Genomic DNA, 12,720 nt, shown 5'->3' with positions numbered 1-12,720 from the left:
GTGACCGACCAGTGACCGCCCAGTGACCGCCGAGCACGACGAGACCGCGGGCGAACGCCGCGCCTGGGCCTGGTCGGCCCACCTGCTCGACGGCGGTACGACGCCCTGGTCGCGGTGGGCGGGCACCGGCGAGCGCGCCGGGCGGGTGCTGCCCGGCGCCCAGCAGCTCGAGCTGCTGCGCCGGCTCAACCTGGCCGCGCACGAGCTGGGCGGGCGCCCGGAGCAGGAGCTGGCGCGCCGCGTGCTCGAGGCCAGCGCCCCGGGCCGCGGGCGCCCCGACCTCGAGCTGCTCGGCGCCGCCCCGCTCTCGCGCTTCGGCCCCGAGCCGGTCGACCCGGCGGGGCTGCCCGTCGACGAGCTGGTCAGGGTGGCCACCAACCTGCTGGCCGAGGACCTGAGCGCCGCGCCGCTGCCCGGCCCGGGCCCGGTGTCCCGGCTGCGCCAGGCGCCGCGGCCCTGGCGCCCGCGCTACCGCCTGGTCGGCGACCCGTGGCGCGCCGACGCGACGCGCCGTCACCTGCTCGCGCACGGCCGGCCTCCGGGCGGGCCCGACCCGACCGTGCTGGTGCTCGGCGGCCCGCTCTCGACGATGCTGGTCGACCTGTGGACCGACCGGGCCTTCTCCACCGGCGGCCCGGTGCCGTCGTGGCGCACCTGGGTCGACACGGTCGTCGAGACCGGGCGCCTGGGCCGCGGCGCCGACCCGGTCGCCTCGGCGCGCCGCTGGACGGCCCGGGTCGGCGCCGACCGGGTGCGCGTGGTCCTCGACCCGGCCGCGCTGCCGGGCCAGGTCGGCGTACGCCGCGTGCCGGCGGCGCCGCGGCTGCCGGCCGACGCGATCGACCTGGCTCGCCGGGTCGGCAGCGTCCTGGGCCTGCTGGTCACCCCCGCCCGGGGGCGCCAGGTGCTCCGGCAGGTGATGCTCCCGCGCCTGCTCGACGCGCCCGCGCCGCTGCCGGGCTCCTCGCCGGGCCCGGTGCTGGGCGTCCCGCCCGAGCACCACCGGTGGGTGGTGCGCCGTTCGCGCCGGATGCGCCACGAGCTGCTCGCGGCGCCGTACCCTGTCGTCGGCACGGTGCTGGGCTCCGCCGACGCGCTGCTCGACCACCCGCGCCGCCTGGCCGGCGCCGAGCCGGGGGAGCCGCACGACGACCGGGTGCTCGACCTGGCCGTGCGGATGCTGCTCGAGCACGCGGAGCCACACCCGGGCGCACACCCAGGCCGCCACCCCGCCCCCCACGCAGACCACGACCCAGACCGACCCAGGCAGGAGGACCGACGGTGAGCCAGCGGGTCCTGCTGCACGTCGGCACCCCCAAGACCGGCACCTCCCACCTCCAGGACGTGCTGTTCCGCAACCGCGAGCGACTGCTCGAGGCGGGCGTGCTCTACCCCGCGGACCGCTTCGACGCGCACTTCCTGGCCGCGCTCGACCTGATGCGGCTGCCCTGGGGCGGCCTGGAGACCGAGGCCATCGGCGCCTGGGACGAGCTGGCCGCGAAGGTGCGGGCCCACGAGGGCACCGCCATCATCAGCCACGAGATCCTGGCCACCGCCTCGCGCAGCCAGGTCGGGCGCGCGCTGGCCTCGCTGGGCCACGACGACGGCACCGAGGTGCACGTGGTCGTCTCGGTGCGCGACCTGGTGCGCCAGATCCCCGCGGAGTGGCAGGAGAACGTCAAGCACCGCAGCACCATCACCTTCGAGCGCTTCCTGGCCGAGCTGCGCGACCCCGAGCGCGCGACCCGCATCGCCACCTGGTTCTGGGGGGTGCAGGAGATCCCCGAGATCCTCGACCGGTGGGGCCACGCCCTGCCGCCCGAGCGGGTGCACGTGGTGACGGTGCCGCCGCCCGGCGGTCCCCGCGACCTGCTGTGGCAGCGGTTCTCGCACACCTTCGGCCTCGACGAGCTCGGCGAGGTCGAGCTCGACCTCGAGGCCGAGCGCGCCAACCCCTCGCTCGGGGTGCCCGAGACCGCGCTGCTGCGGCGCATCAACAAGGCCGTCAACCCGGTGCTCGACCCGCCCGACTACCGGCCGCTGGTGCGCGAGCTGCTGGCCCACCAGACCCTGTCGGCGCGCACCCGGTCGGCGCGCCTGGGCCTGCCCGCCGACGTGCACCCCTGGGCCGAGGAGCTCGGGCACGCGTGGGTCGCCGAGTTGCGCCGCCGCGGCTATGACGTGGTCGGCGACCTCGACGACCTCACCGGCGCCGCCGCCGCGCCGCACTGGGCCGACCCCGACTCACCGCGTGAGAGCCAGGTGGCCGCCGCCGCGGTCGACGCGGTCCGCGCGCTGCTGCTCGACAACGCCCGGCTGCGCCACGAGGAGGAGCGGCTGCACGGCGAGGTCGACCACCTGCGCCGCGAGCTCGACGCCGCGCGGCCGGTGCAGCGGGCCAAGGAGCGCGCGCTGCGCGTCGTACGCCGCTCGGCGCCGGGCCGCGCGCTGCACCGGGCCTACCGGTTGGCCAGGGGCCGCAGCTCGCGCTCGGCGTAGCGCCCGATGCGCCACGTGGCGTAGCCGTCGGCGCCCATGCCCACGACGCCGCCCACCATCGGCACCCGGCGGGCGACCGTGACCGCCATCCGCTTGCCCAGGATGCGCGAGATGATGTCGTCGGCGACCGCCGAGGAGATGGCGCGGTCGAGGGCCTGGTCGGAGTCCGGCCCGGTGGCCAGGTCGGCGGGGTGCGCGGGGACGGTGCCGGCCTTGACGAGGCGCTGCACGCTGTCCTCGCCCAGCAGGCAGACCAGGATCGCGTTGCGCACCCGCGGGTCGTCGAGGTCGTAGCCGCGCAGGTGCGCGATGCCGGCGATCATCCGGCACTGCACGAGCGCGAGGCCGGTGATGTTGGCGGGGATCGCGACGGCGGCGGTGACCACGCCGCCGATGTTGGTCAGGAACCCCTGGGCGCCGGCGTAGCGCACGTGGTTCTCGATGACCTCGTGCACGCCCTTCTCGGCGTCGCCGTGCTGCTCGCGGCGCTGCTCGTCGGCGGCGGCCGCGGCGGGCGGCAGGGGCCCCACGCCGCTGATGGCGCGGTGGAGCGCCTCCCGCACGAACGACGACGTCACGCCGGGGGCCATGCCGGTCACCTTGGGCGCCAGTCGACGACCGATCTGCCCCGTCAGGGCTCCACGCTTGCTCATGTGCCGATGGTAGGCAGCCCGGGCCCGCCACAAACCCCCCTCCGGGTCTGTGCCGCGGCCCGCATGGTCGTTAGCGTCGCCCGGGTGCCGATCGAACCCCCCGCCTCCCCCTGGTCGTTCGGCGACCCCGCCCGCTTCGACGCGCGCGACGACCTGGTGGGGGTCGGCGCCGACCTGGAGCCCGGCACCCTGCTCTCGGCGTACCGGCAGGGGCTCTTCCCGATGCCCTCGGGCCACGCCGGCGACCCGATGTACTGGTTCTGCCCGGTGCGGCGCGGGGTGCTGCCCCTCGACGGGCTGCACGTCTCGCGCTCGCTGCGCCGCTCGGTGCGCACCTACGAGACCCGCGTCGACACCGCCTTCGAGCAGGTCCTCGACGCGTGCGCCGACCCGCGCCGGCCCTCGGGCTGGATCGACGACGACATCCGCGAGGCCTACCTGTGCCTGCACGACCTCGGCTGGGCCCACAGCGTGGAGACCTGGCACGAGGGACGCCTGGTCGGTGGCCTCTACGGCGTCGCCTCGGGCGGGCTCTTCGCCGGCGAGTCGATGTTCCACCGCGAGACCGACGCCTCGAAGGTGGCCCTCGTGGCCCTCGTCGACCTGCTCGACGACGAGCACGCCGCCGACCGGCTGCTCGACGTGCAGTGGAGCACCGCCCACCTGGCCAGCCTCGGCGTCGTCGAGATCGACCGCGAGGAGTACCTGCGCCGGCTCGCGGTCGCGGTGGCGCTGCCGCCGCCGGCGGCCTTCGCCTGACCCGGACCCCCACCCCCCCCAGCCCCCAGCCCCCAGGAGACCCCGTGACCGCCTCCCGCTCCCTGCCCCGGTCCGTACGCCGTCCCGCCCTGGGCGTCGCCGCGATGGCGCTCGTGCTCGGCGGCGCCGTGGCGTGCGGCGGCGACGAGCCCTCCGCCGCGCCCACCGAGCCCTCCGCGGCCCCCGACGACGCCTCGCGGGAGGACTTCTGCGGCGTCTACGCCGAGATCGAGGACAGTGGCGGCGACGACCTCGACGCCGCCAAGGACGCCGTCGACCGGCTGGTCGAGGTCGGCACCCCCGAGGACATCCCCGACGACGCCCGGTCCGGCTTCGAGACCCTCGGCGAGCTGGTGCGCCGGGCCGACGGCCAGGACGACCTCGAGACCCTGGGCGAGGACCTCGGCGAAAAGGTGCAGCGCGACTTCGTGGCCTTCATCGGCTACGTCTCCCAGACCTGCGCCGACGAGCTCGACCTGCCCACCGAGGAGGACCTCGGCGAGCTCGACCCCCAGCAGCAGTAGGCCGCACGTGCGGCGGCGTTCAGGTTCCTCTCGGGATCCTGTGGCACCGTCGTGGGCTGCGCCGGGGCAGCTGCCCCGTGCGCCCTCGAACGGAAGGACCCCCCGTGAAGCACGCTCTCGCCCCCCTCGCGGTGCTCGTCGCCCTGACGGCCAGCGCCTGCGGCTCCGACGACGAGACGTCCGACGCGGCGAGCGACCCGACGACCCCGTCGTCGAGCTCCCCCTCGGCCGCCGGCGAGCCCGGCAGCGACGACGCGTTCTGCACCGCCCTGGTGGGCAACGGCGCCCTCGAGGACGGCTCCGACGTCGAGGCCCTCAAGGAGGGGCTCAGCGCCAGCGGCATCCCCGACGACGCCCCGCAGGACGCGTCGAAGGGCCTCGACGTCTATCTCGAGATCCTCGCCGAGATCGACACCGACGCGACCGCCGAGGACCTCGCGGCCATGGACGACTTCGACCTGTCGAAGGCCGAGCAGAACCAGATGAACGCGCTCGTGCAGTACGCCGGCGCCACCTGCGCCGAGACCGCCGCTCCCGAGGACGGTGCCGAGGACGCTCCCGAGGACGGCACCGAGGGGGGCACCGGCGAGGAGTCGGAGCCCGCCGAGGGGCAGGACGACTCCTCCGAGCAGTGAGCTAGACGACCTGGGGCGTCCGGCCGGTCTCGCTGACCATCGGCCGGCCGGCCGCCTCCCAGTCGAGCATCCCGCCCCCGAGGTTCACCACGTCGTGGCCCTGCTGGCCCAGCCAGGCCACGGCCTGGGCGGAGCGGCCGCCGATGCGGCACACCACCAGGACCTGACCCTCGGGCACCTCGTCGACGCGGGCGCCGAGCTCGCCGAGGGGGATGTGCTGGGCGCCGTCGATGTGGCCGTGCTCCCACTCGGTCGGTTCGCGGACGTCGAGCACCGAGAGACCCGGCGGCACCGGGTCGGGCACTCCCTCGACGTGGACGGTCGGGATCGTGGTCATGGGTTCCTCCCGTGGGCGACCCGCCCATCCTAGGTCGGCGACCGGCGGGGCGCGCCCGTAGTCTCCTCGCGTGAGCCGACGCTCGGGCGACGTCATCCCGCTTCGCGCCGCGGCGCGGGTGTGGTTCGCGATCTCGCTGCAGACCTTCGGCGGCCCGGCCGGCCAGATCGCGGTGATGCAGCGGGTGCTGGTCGAGGAGACCCGCTGGATCGGCCAGCAGCGCTTCCTCTTCGCGCTGTCCTACTGCACCCTGCTGCCCGGACCCGAGGCGCAGCAGCTGGCGACGTACGTCGGCTGGCTGCTCAACGGGGTGCGGGGTGCGCTGGTCGCCGGCGTGCTGTTCGTCCTCCCTGGCGTCGCGGCGCTGCTGGTGCTCTCGGGCGTCTACGTGACCTACGGCGAGACCACCGTGGTGCAGGCGCTCTTCCTCGGGCTCGCGCCAGCGGTGATCGCGATCGTGGCGCAGGCCGTCGTACGGGTCGCGCGGCGTGCGCTGCTCCACCCGGCGCTGGTCGCCCTGGCCGTGGCGTCCTTCGGCGCCCTCGCCCTGCTCGCCGTCCCGTTCCCGCTGGTGGTCGCGGGGGCGGCCGCCGCGGGGTGGGTGCTGGGGCGGGTGCTGCCCGGCGTGGGCGAGCCGCCCGCCCGTCCGGCCGGGTCGGGCCCGGCGCCGCTGATCGCCGACGACGCGCTGCACAGCGAGCCGCCCGGGGCGCGGCGCTCGGCCACGGTGCTCGGCGTGGGGCTGGTGCTGTGGGCGGCACCGGTCGCGGCGGCGGCCCTGCTGCTGGGCCCCTCGAGCATCCTGGTCGACCAGGGGCTGTTCTTCTCCGGGGCGGCCCTGGTCACCTTCGGTGGCGCCTACGCCGTGCTGGCCTACGTGGCCCAGCAGGCGGTCGAGGTCTACGGCTGGCTCGCGCCGGGCGAGATGGTGCGCGGCCTGGCCCTCGCCGAGACCACGCCCGGGCCGCTGGTCATGGTGGTCCAGTTCGTCGCCTTCGTCGGCGCCTACCGCGCGCCGGGCCCGCTGGACCCGTGGGTGGCGGCGGTCCTGGCGGCGCTGCTGACCACCTGGCTCACCTTCGTGCCCTGCTTCCTGTTCATCCTGCTCGGGGCGCCGTACGTCGAGCGGTTGCGCGGCAACCGCTCCCTCGCCAGCGCGCTGGCCGGGATCACCGCCGCCGTGGTGGGTGTGATCGCCCACCTGGGCCTCTACTTCGCCCTGCACACGCTCTTCGGCGCGACCGAGGTGGTCGCCCGGGGACCGCTGTCGCTGGAGGTCCCGCTGCCTGACTCGGTGCGCTGGCCCGCCGTGGTCGTCGCGCTGCTGGCCGCCGTGCTGGTCCTCCGGCTCGGCTGGTCGGTGCTGCGGGTGCTGGGCGTGTGCGCGGCCGTGGGCCTGGTCCTGGGCCTGACCGTCGGAGTCGGCTAGTCGACCCCGGCCCCCGCCGAGCACCTCCGGGCCACGCCGCGCCGGTCACTTGAGCAGCTTGCTCATCCTCCGGTCGGCCAGCGGCTTGCCGCCGGTCTGGCAGGTGGGGCAGTACTGCAGGCTCGAGTCGGCGAAGGAGACCTCGCGCACCGTGTCGCCGCAGACGGGGCAGGCCTGGCCGGTGCGCCCGTGCACCGCGAGGTTCGTCTTCTTCTCGCTCTTCAGCTCGCTGGCCGCCAGGCCCCGGGAGCGGTCGACGGCGGCGCCCAGGGTCTCGCGCAGGGCGTCGTAGAGGACGGTGAGCTCGTCGTCGTCGAGCGAGGAGGCCGGTTTGTACGGCGACATCCGCGCCGCGTGCAGGATCTCGTCGGAGTAGGCGTTGCCGATGCCGGCGATGGTGCCCTGGTGGCGCAGCACCCCCTTGAGCTGCTTGCGGCCCTCGGCCCGCAGGATCTCGCCGAGCCGCTCGCGGGTGAAGTCGTCGGTGAGCGGGTCGGGGCCCAGGCTGGCGATGCCGGGCACCTCCTGCGGGTCGCGCACGACGTACATCGCCAGGCTCTTGCGGGTGCCGGCCTCGGTGACGTCGAGGCCGGTCTCGTCGTCAAGCACGATGCGGGCCGCGATCGTCGACTTGGGGCTGGGCTTGGGCGGGGCGGCGGGCACCTCGTCGCGCCAGCGCACCCAGCCGGCCCGGGCCAGGTGCATCACCAGGTGGGTGCCCGACAGGTCGATGTCGAGGAACTTGCCGTGGCGGGTGACGCCGTCGACGAGCACGCCCTCGAGCGCGTCCAGCGGCGGGTCGAAGGTCTTCAGCGCGCTGAACTGCGCCAGGTGGACCTTGGTGAACGCACGCCCGGCCAGCCGGCCCCCCAGGTCGAGGGCCAGCGCCTCCACCTCGGGCAGCTCCGGCACGGACTCATCCTAGGCAGCCGGCGGCACCTGGGGGAGGGCCTCAGCGAGCGGACGGCGAGCGAGAGGCTGGCGGCGGACGGGACGTGGGGCGATGATGGAGGCATGTCGCCGGCGCGGAGGCTCTCCGACGCGGGGTCGATCTTCCTCGACCGCCGCGGCGACGACCGTGCGCTGCGGGTCTCCTGGCACCACGACGACGGGCTCGTGGTCCTCTCCCTGTGGCGCGACAACCTGTGCACGGGCTCCTTCCGCCTGCGGGTCGACGAGGTCCCCGGGCTGATCGCCCTGCTGCGCGAGGGGCTCGACGCCCAGTACGTCGCCGCCCGAGACCGGGTCGAACGGACCGGCTGACGTCCGACCCGCGATCCGGCTCGCTAGTCGAATATCCGGATTCCGCTAGAGAAGCCGATACCGTCCGATCGTGGACCCCGTGCGCAACCCCTACGCCCCCGGCGCCGGCCAGCGCCCGCCCGAGCTGGCCGGGCGCGACGAGCAGCTGCGAGCCTTCGACGTCGTGCTCGAGCGGGTCGCCCGCGGGCGACCCGAGCGCTCGCTGGTGCTGACCGGGCTGCGCGGGGTCGGCAAGACGGTGCTGCTCAACGCGCTGCGCTCGGCCGCCGTACGCCGCGGCTGGGGCACCGGCAAGCTCGAGGCCCGCCCCGACCAGGGGCTGCGGCGTCCGCTGTCGAGCGCGCTGCACCAGGCGATCCGCGAGCTGGGCCACCCCGAGCAGGACCAGGTCGACCAGGTGCTGGGCGTGCTGCGCGCCTTCGCGCAGCGCGAGGCCGGCGCCGACGCCAAGCTGAAGGACCGGTGGAGCCCCGGCATCGACGTGCCCGCCGCCCGGGGGCGCGCCGACTCCGGCGACATCGAGATCGACCTCGTCGAGCTGCTCACCGACGTCGGCGGGCTGGCCTCCGACCTCGGCAAGGGCGTGGGCGTCTTCATCGACGAGATGCAGGACCTCGGACCCGCCGACGTCTCGGCCCTCTGCGCGGCCTGCCACGAGATCAGCCAGTCGGGGCTGCCGGTGATCATCGTCGGTGCGGGCCTGCCGCACCTGCCCGCGGTGCTCAGCGCCAGCAAGTCGTACTCCGAGCGGCTCTTCAGCTACCAGCGCATCGACCGGCTCTCCCGCGACGCCGCCGACCGGGCGCTGTGCGCGCCCGCCGCCGAGGAGGACGCCGAGTTCACCGACGACGGCCTGGCCGCGATGTACGCCGCCACCGGCGGCTACCCCTACTTCATCCAGGCCTACGGCAAGGCGGTCTGGGACCACGCCCCCCGCTCGCCGATCAGCGCCGACGACGTCGCGGTGGCCGCTCCCGAGGCCGAGCGCGAGCTGGCGGTCGGCTTCTTCGGCTCCCGCTACGAGCGCGCCACCCCGGGGGAGCGCGACTACCTCTGCGCCATGGCCGACGCCGCCGCCGACCTCGGCGAGGACCCGGTCGGCGCGGTCGCCACCGCCGACGTCGCCGCCGTGCTCGGCAAGAAGCCCCAGTCGCTCTCCCCGGCCCGCGACGCCCTGCTCAAGAAGGGGCTCATCTACTCCGGCGAGCGCGGCCGGATCGCCTTCACCGTCCCCCACTTCGGCCGGTACCTGCGCGACCACGCCGACCCGGCCTGAATCTCCTGCCCACCCGGCCTGGACTTCGCGCTGACCCGGCCTGAATCTCCCGTCCACCCGGCCTGGATCGACACCCGAGGGACCCGGACCACGACCCAAGCCACGACCCGCACCCCTCGGGGGGAGTGGGCGCCCGAGGGGGCGTGGCACCGTCGGGGCCATGAGCCACCACGACCCTGCCGCCGAGTCCATGGGCCCCACCGACGACGCCCGGCGCCACGAGCCCGACCGGGGCGCGGGCCTCGCCGACCAGGAGGCCGAGCCCACCGTGGCGCTGCAGCGGGTGCTGCGCAGCGTCGGCGACGAGCTGTCCGGCCGGCCCGAGGACGAGGTGCTCGCCGAGCTGCACCGTCGGCTGCCTGAGGGGTCGCGCCCGCCCGAGGCCAACCTGCGCGCCGCCGCCACCGCCATCAGCGAGGGTCGGCACGAGGACGGCAGCCGCTGACGGTGCTCGCCCGAACGGGCGAGGTGCGCGATGATCGCCGGATGAGGCCCCAGGTCCTTGCCCATCGCGGCGCGAGCCACGACCACGCCGAGCACACGCTGGGGGCCTACATCGCCGCGCTCGACGACGGCGCCCAGGGCCTGGAGTGCGACGTGCGGCTGACCGCCGACGGGCACCTGGTCTGCGTGCACGACCGCGACCTGCGGCGTACGGCGGCCACGCGCGGCACCGTGTCGACGATGGACCTGGCCGACCTCTCCGAGCTCGACTTCGCGACCTGGAAGCACCCGTGGGCCGAGCTCGACGACGAGCGCCCCGACGTCGACGAGGAGCACGGCAAGGTCCTGACCCTGCGCAAGCTCTTCGAGGTCGCCGCCGACTACGACCGCCGCGTCGAGCTTGCGGTCGAGACCAAGCACCCCACCCGCTACGGCGGTCTCGTGGAGCAGCGGGTGGTCGAGCTGCTCGCCGACTTCGGCTGGACCGCTCCCGGCGGGCCGGCGCGGGTGATGAGCTTCTCGTGGCAGGCCCTGCGCCGCGTACGACGCCGCGCGCCCGACGTGCGGGTGGTCCAGCTGATCGACCAGATGGGGGCGTGGCCGCTGGTGCGCCGCAGCGTGGGCCGCGACTGGATCCTCGGCCCCGGCGTGCAGGAGCTGCGCGAGCACCCGCGCACCGCCCGCCGGATCGCCGACAGCGGCCACGAGGTGCACGTGTGGACGGTCAACACCCGCAGCGACCTCGAGCTGTGCCTCGAGCTGGGCGTCAGCGCCGTGATCAGCGACCGGCCGGCGTACGTGCTGGAGCTGCTCGACGACCTCGGGGTCCACTAGCCGCCCGCGCGCCCGGTAGGTTCACGCCCATGGCGAAGAAGTCCCGCACCAAGGCCCGTGACCAGCGCACCACCGAGTCGACCCCCGGTGAGGTCGGCCCCCGCCAGCCCTGCCCGTGCGGCTCCGGCAAGCGCTACAAGGCCTGCCACGGCGCGCCCGACGGCGGCGCGGCCGCATTCGTGCCCCGCCCCTTCGAGGGCCTTCGCTCGGAGTGCGACGTGATCGCGCTGCGCGAGCTGGTGCCCGCCGGCACCGCGCCCCTGACCCTCGACCCGTCGGTGGAGGGCTCGGAGCGCAAGGTCACCCTGTGCTCGCTGCTGCCGATGGCGGCGCCGGCGATGGTGCGCGAGAGCGGCGAGATCTGGCTGGGCCTGCAGGTCCAGCACTCCTTCGGCGACCCCGCGCGCGACCTGGGTGCCGTGCTGACCAAGGCGCTGGCCGCCGCGGAGGCCGGCGAGACCGGCGTGGTGGGCCTGACCGACGCCCCCGGCGCCGGCCCCCGGCTGCAGGACCTGGTGACCGGCGACGAGCTCGACGTCACCGTGCACGAGGGCTTCGACTACTGGATCGCCGACGTCGAGGACAAGGACTCGATGGCCGGCGCGCTCGACCAGGCTAACGAGGCGGCCTACCCGACGGTCCGGCTGACCCAGGTGGAGTCGGCGTACTGGACCAACGTCGGCACCAAGGAGCACCTGCGCTGGGTGATGCCCGAGCCCGAGGACCGGCTGCTCGACGCGCTGGCCCGTCTGCACGCCGCCGGCAAGGACGACATCGCTCCCGGCTCGCGCCTGGTCGGGATGTTCCGCGCCCACGGCCTGCTGGCCCCGGTCTGGGACCTCCCGGTCGGCACCGGCCCCGAGGCGCTCGAGGACCCGGCCGCGCAGTTCGCCGCCGACCTCGCCACCGCGCTGGCCGACGAGTCGCCGCTGAGCACCGAGGAGCGCGCCGCGCGCTCCGGGCTGGCGAACCGCCAGGTCACCATCCGCTGACCGCTCAGGCGCGGCGCAGCACCCACGGCTGCAGCCGCGAGTAGCCCTTGACCGACGCTCGCTGCGGGCGCCGGAACGTGTACGCCGCCTGGTCGCGCCCCGCGTCGAGCGCGACCAGGCGCTCGTGCGCGCGCTCGTCGACCAGCACCGTGCCGGGCCGGGCCAGCGAGGTCAGCCGGGCCGCGATGTTGACGGTGGGGCCGAGCACGTCGGCCAGGCGCAGCACCACGTCGCCGTACGCGACGCCGGCGCGCACCGCGGGGAACCGGTCGTCGGGGTCGTCGCCGCGGCGCAGCATGTCGAGCGCGATCTCGGCGGCGGTGGCGACGTCGTCGGCGACCAGGAGCACCTCGTCGCCGATGTTCTTGATGACGCGCCCGCCGCGCTCGACGACGACGCTGCTCGAGACGTGCTCGAACTCCTCGATCCAGGACACCAGCTCGCTCTCGCGCAGCGACTTGGAGCGCGAGGTGAAGCCGACGATGTCGACGAAGCACACGGCCTGCGGCAGCACCGTCTCCCCGGGCGCGCCGGCGCCCGCGCCGGTCGCCTGGTCGCTCAGCGCCAGCAGCCGGCTCGAGGCGCCGGCCAGGTGCCGCTTCCAGGCGTAGGTCTGCAGGCGCTCGACGCGTGGCAGCACCTCGGCCACCAGCGCCGTCATCGCCTCGACGGTGGCGGCGGGGTCGTCGGCGCCCTCCGCCTCGCCGGCGGCGTGCTCGGCCGCGACCCGGGCCAGCAGGGTGGTCTGCCACTCGGCCAGACGGGCGAAGGAGCGGCCCCAGGTGCGCACCAGGGCGGCCTGGGAGTCCTGGCCGAGCACGCCCAGGCCGGTCAGCTCGGCGCTCAGGCGCAGCGCCTCGACGTCGGCCTCGGTGAAGGCGACGTCGTCGTCGGCGGTCTCGGCGAAGCCCAGCAGCCGCCACAGCTCGCGGGCCAGCTCGAGCGGCACGCCCGCCCGCTCTCCGACCTCGATGCGGGTCAGGTGGGGGGCCTGGCCCAGCAGCAGCTCCTCGACCCGGTCGGCCGAGACCCCCGCCCCGGGCGCGGCGGCCGGCCCGTCCTCGGGCTCAGGCAC

At 75.5% G+C, this 12,720-nt stretch carries 15 protein-coding genes; 11 read left to right on the top strand and 4 right to left on the bottom strand.

Annotation, left to right across the window (positions count from 1 at the left end):
- The first annotated feature begins 22 nt into the window (after positions 1 to 22).
- Both JOE61_RS09735 and JOE61_RS09730 read left to right on the top strand, forming a co-directional pair.
- Positions 23 to 1,285, top strand: coding sequence for a hypothetical protein (locus tag JOE61_RS09735; protein ID WP_193670893.1), 1,263 nt, complete (start codon positions 23 to 25; stop codon positions 1,283 to 1,285).
- Entirely contained in the window at positions 1,282 to 2,499 is a 1,218-nt protein-coding gene (locus tag JOE61_RS09730; RefSeq protein WP_193670892.1) for a hypothetical protein, read from the top strand. The genes JOE61_RS09735 and JOE61_RS09730 overlap by 4 nt, the downstream gene beginning before the upstream one ends.
- On the opposite strand, the gene JOE61_RS09725 is transcribed toward JOE61_RS09730, so the two are convergent.
- Positions 2,460 to 3,152, bottom strand: coding sequence for an EcsC family protein (locus JOE61_RS09725; RefSeq protein WP_193670891.1), 693 nt, complete (start codon positions 3,150 to 3,152; stop codon positions 2,460 to 2,462). The genes JOE61_RS09730 and JOE61_RS09725 overlap by 40 nt on opposite strands.
- A gap of 84 nt (positions 3,153 to 3,236) precedes the next feature.
- On the opposite strand from JOE61_RS09725, the gene aat reads away from it, so the two are divergent.
- From aat to JOE61_RS09710, 3 genes are all read left to right on the top strand, one after another.
- Positions 3,237 to 3,911: a leucyl/phenylalanyl-tRNA--protein transferase gene (gene aat, locus JOE61_RS09720; RefSeq protein WP_307822910.1), complete on the top strand. Its 675-nt coding sequence runs from the start codon at positions 3,237 to 3,239 to the stop codon at positions 3,909 to 3,911.
- Between the two features lie 44 nt (positions 3,912 to 3,955).
- A complete protein-coding gene (locus JOE61_RS09715; RefSeq protein WP_193670889.1) occupies positions 3,956 to 4,435 on the top strand; it encodes a hypothetical protein in 480 nt (159 codons plus the stop codon).
- A 104-nt stretch (positions 4,436 to 4,539) separates the two neighbouring features.
- Positions 4,540 to 5,070 carry a hypothetical protein gene (locus JOE61_RS09710; RefSeq protein ID WP_193670888.1) on the top strand — a complete coding sequence of 177 codons (531 nt, stop codon included), beginning with the start codon at positions 4,540 to 4,542 and terminating at the stop codon, positions 5,068 to 5,070.
- A gap of 1 nt (position 5,071) precedes the next feature.
- On the opposite strand, the gene JOE61_RS09705 is transcribed toward JOE61_RS09710, so the two are convergent.
- A complete protein-coding gene (locus JOE61_RS09705) occupies positions 5,072 to 5,407 on the bottom strand; it encodes a rhodanese-like domain-containing protein (protein ID WP_193670887.1) in 336 nt (111 codons plus the stop codon).
- A 70-nt stretch (positions 5,408 to 5,477) separates the two neighbouring features.
- Here JOE61_RS09705 and chrA point away from each other — a divergent pair, with 70 nt between their 5' ends.
- Complete coding sequence (gene chrA / locus JOE61_RS09700) at positions 5,478 to 6,836, top strand: chromate efflux transporter (protein WP_193670886.1); 1,359 nt, start codon at positions 5,478 to 5,480, stop codon at positions 6,834 to 6,836.
- Positions 6,837 to 6,881: 45 nt separating this feature from the next.
- On the opposite strand, the gene JOE61_RS09695 is transcribed toward chrA, so the two are convergent.
- Positions 6,882 to 7,748, bottom strand: a complete 867-nt coding sequence (locus JOE61_RS09695; protein WP_193670885.1) for an Fpg/Nei family DNA glycosylase — start codon at positions 7,746 to 7,748, stop codon at positions 6,882 to 6,884.
- 102 nt (positions 7,749 to 7,850) lie between these two features.
- On the opposite strand from JOE61_RS09695, the gene JOE61_RS09690 reads away from it, so the two are divergent.
- From JOE61_RS09690 to JOE61_RS09670, 5 genes are all read left to right on the top strand, one after another.
- On the top strand, positions 7,851 to 8,099 hold the full coding sequence (locus JOE61_RS09690; protein ID WP_193670884.1) for a hypothetical protein: 249 nt from the start codon (positions 7,851 to 7,853) through the stop codon (positions 8,097 to 8,099).
- Between the two features lie 70 nt (positions 8,100 to 8,169).
- Positions 8,170 to 9,375 carry an ATP-binding protein gene (locus JOE61_RS09685; RefSeq protein WP_193670883.1) on the top strand — a complete coding sequence of 402 codons (1,206 nt, stop codon included), beginning with the start codon at positions 8,170 to 8,172 and terminating at the stop codon, positions 9,373 to 9,375.
- 160 nt (positions 9,376 to 9,535) lie between these two features.
- Positions 9,536 to 9,820, top strand: coding sequence for a hypothetical protein (locus JOE61_RS09680; RefSeq protein ID WP_193670882.1), 285 nt, complete (start codon positions 9,536 to 9,538; stop codon positions 9,818 to 9,820).
- Between the two features lie 41 nt (positions 9,821 to 9,861).
- Positions 9,862 to 10,653: a glycerophosphodiester phosphodiesterase gene (locus tag JOE61_RS09675; protein WP_193670881.1), complete on the top strand. Its 792-nt coding sequence runs from the start codon at positions 9,862 to 9,864 to the stop codon at positions 10,651 to 10,653.
- A 29-nt stretch (positions 10,654 to 10,682) separates the two neighbouring features.
- Entirely contained in the window at positions 10,683 to 11,645 is a 963-nt protein-coding gene (locus JOE61_RS09670; RefSeq protein WP_193670880.1) for a DUF5926 family protein, read from the top strand.
- A 4-nt stretch (positions 11,646 to 11,649) separates the two neighbouring features.
- Here JOE61_RS09670 and JOE61_RS09665 read toward each other — a convergent pair whose 3' ends face one another.
- A complete protein-coding gene (locus JOE61_RS09665) occupies positions 11,650 to 12,720 on the bottom strand; it encodes an adenylate/guanylate cyclase domain-containing protein (protein ID WP_193670879.1) in 1,071 nt (356 codons plus the stop codon).

The sequence above is a fragment of the Nocardioides salarius genome (assembly GCF_016907435.1).
Classification (GTDB): Bacteria; Actinomycetota; Actinomycetes; order Propionibacteriales; family Nocardioidaceae; genus Nocardioides; species Nocardioides salarius.
This window is presented reverse-complemented; position numbering and strand designations above follow the sequence as displayed.

What these genes read in the sequence shown, in the direction of transcription:
- JOE61_RS09680 (WP_193670882.1), top strand. Translation starts at nt 9,536, where the DNA reads ATGAGCCACCACGACCCTGCCGCCGAGTCCATGGGCCCCACCGACGAC.
- JOE61_RS09705 (WP_193670887.1), bottom strand. Translation starts at nt 5,407, where the DNA reads ATGACCACGATCCCGACCGTCCACGTCGAGGGAGTGCCCGACCCGGTG.
- JOE61_RS09675 (WP_193670881.1), top strand. Translation starts at nt 9,862, where the DNA reads ATGAGGCCCCAGGTCCTTGCCCATCGCGGCGCGAGCCACGACCACGCC.
- JOE61_RS09690 (WP_193670884.1), top strand. Translation starts at nt 7,851, where the DNA reads ATGTCGCCGGCGCGGAGGCTCTCCGACGCGGGGTCGATCTTCCTCGAC.
- JOE61_RS09670 (WP_193670880.1), top strand. Translation starts at nt 10,683, where the DNA reads ATGGCGAAGAAGTCCCGCACCAAGGCCCGTGACCAGCGCACCACCGAG.
- JOE61_RS09725 (WP_193670891.1), bottom strand. Translation starts at nt 3,152, where the DNA reads ATGAGCAAGCGTGGAGCCCTGACGGGGCAGATCGGTCGTCGACTGGCG.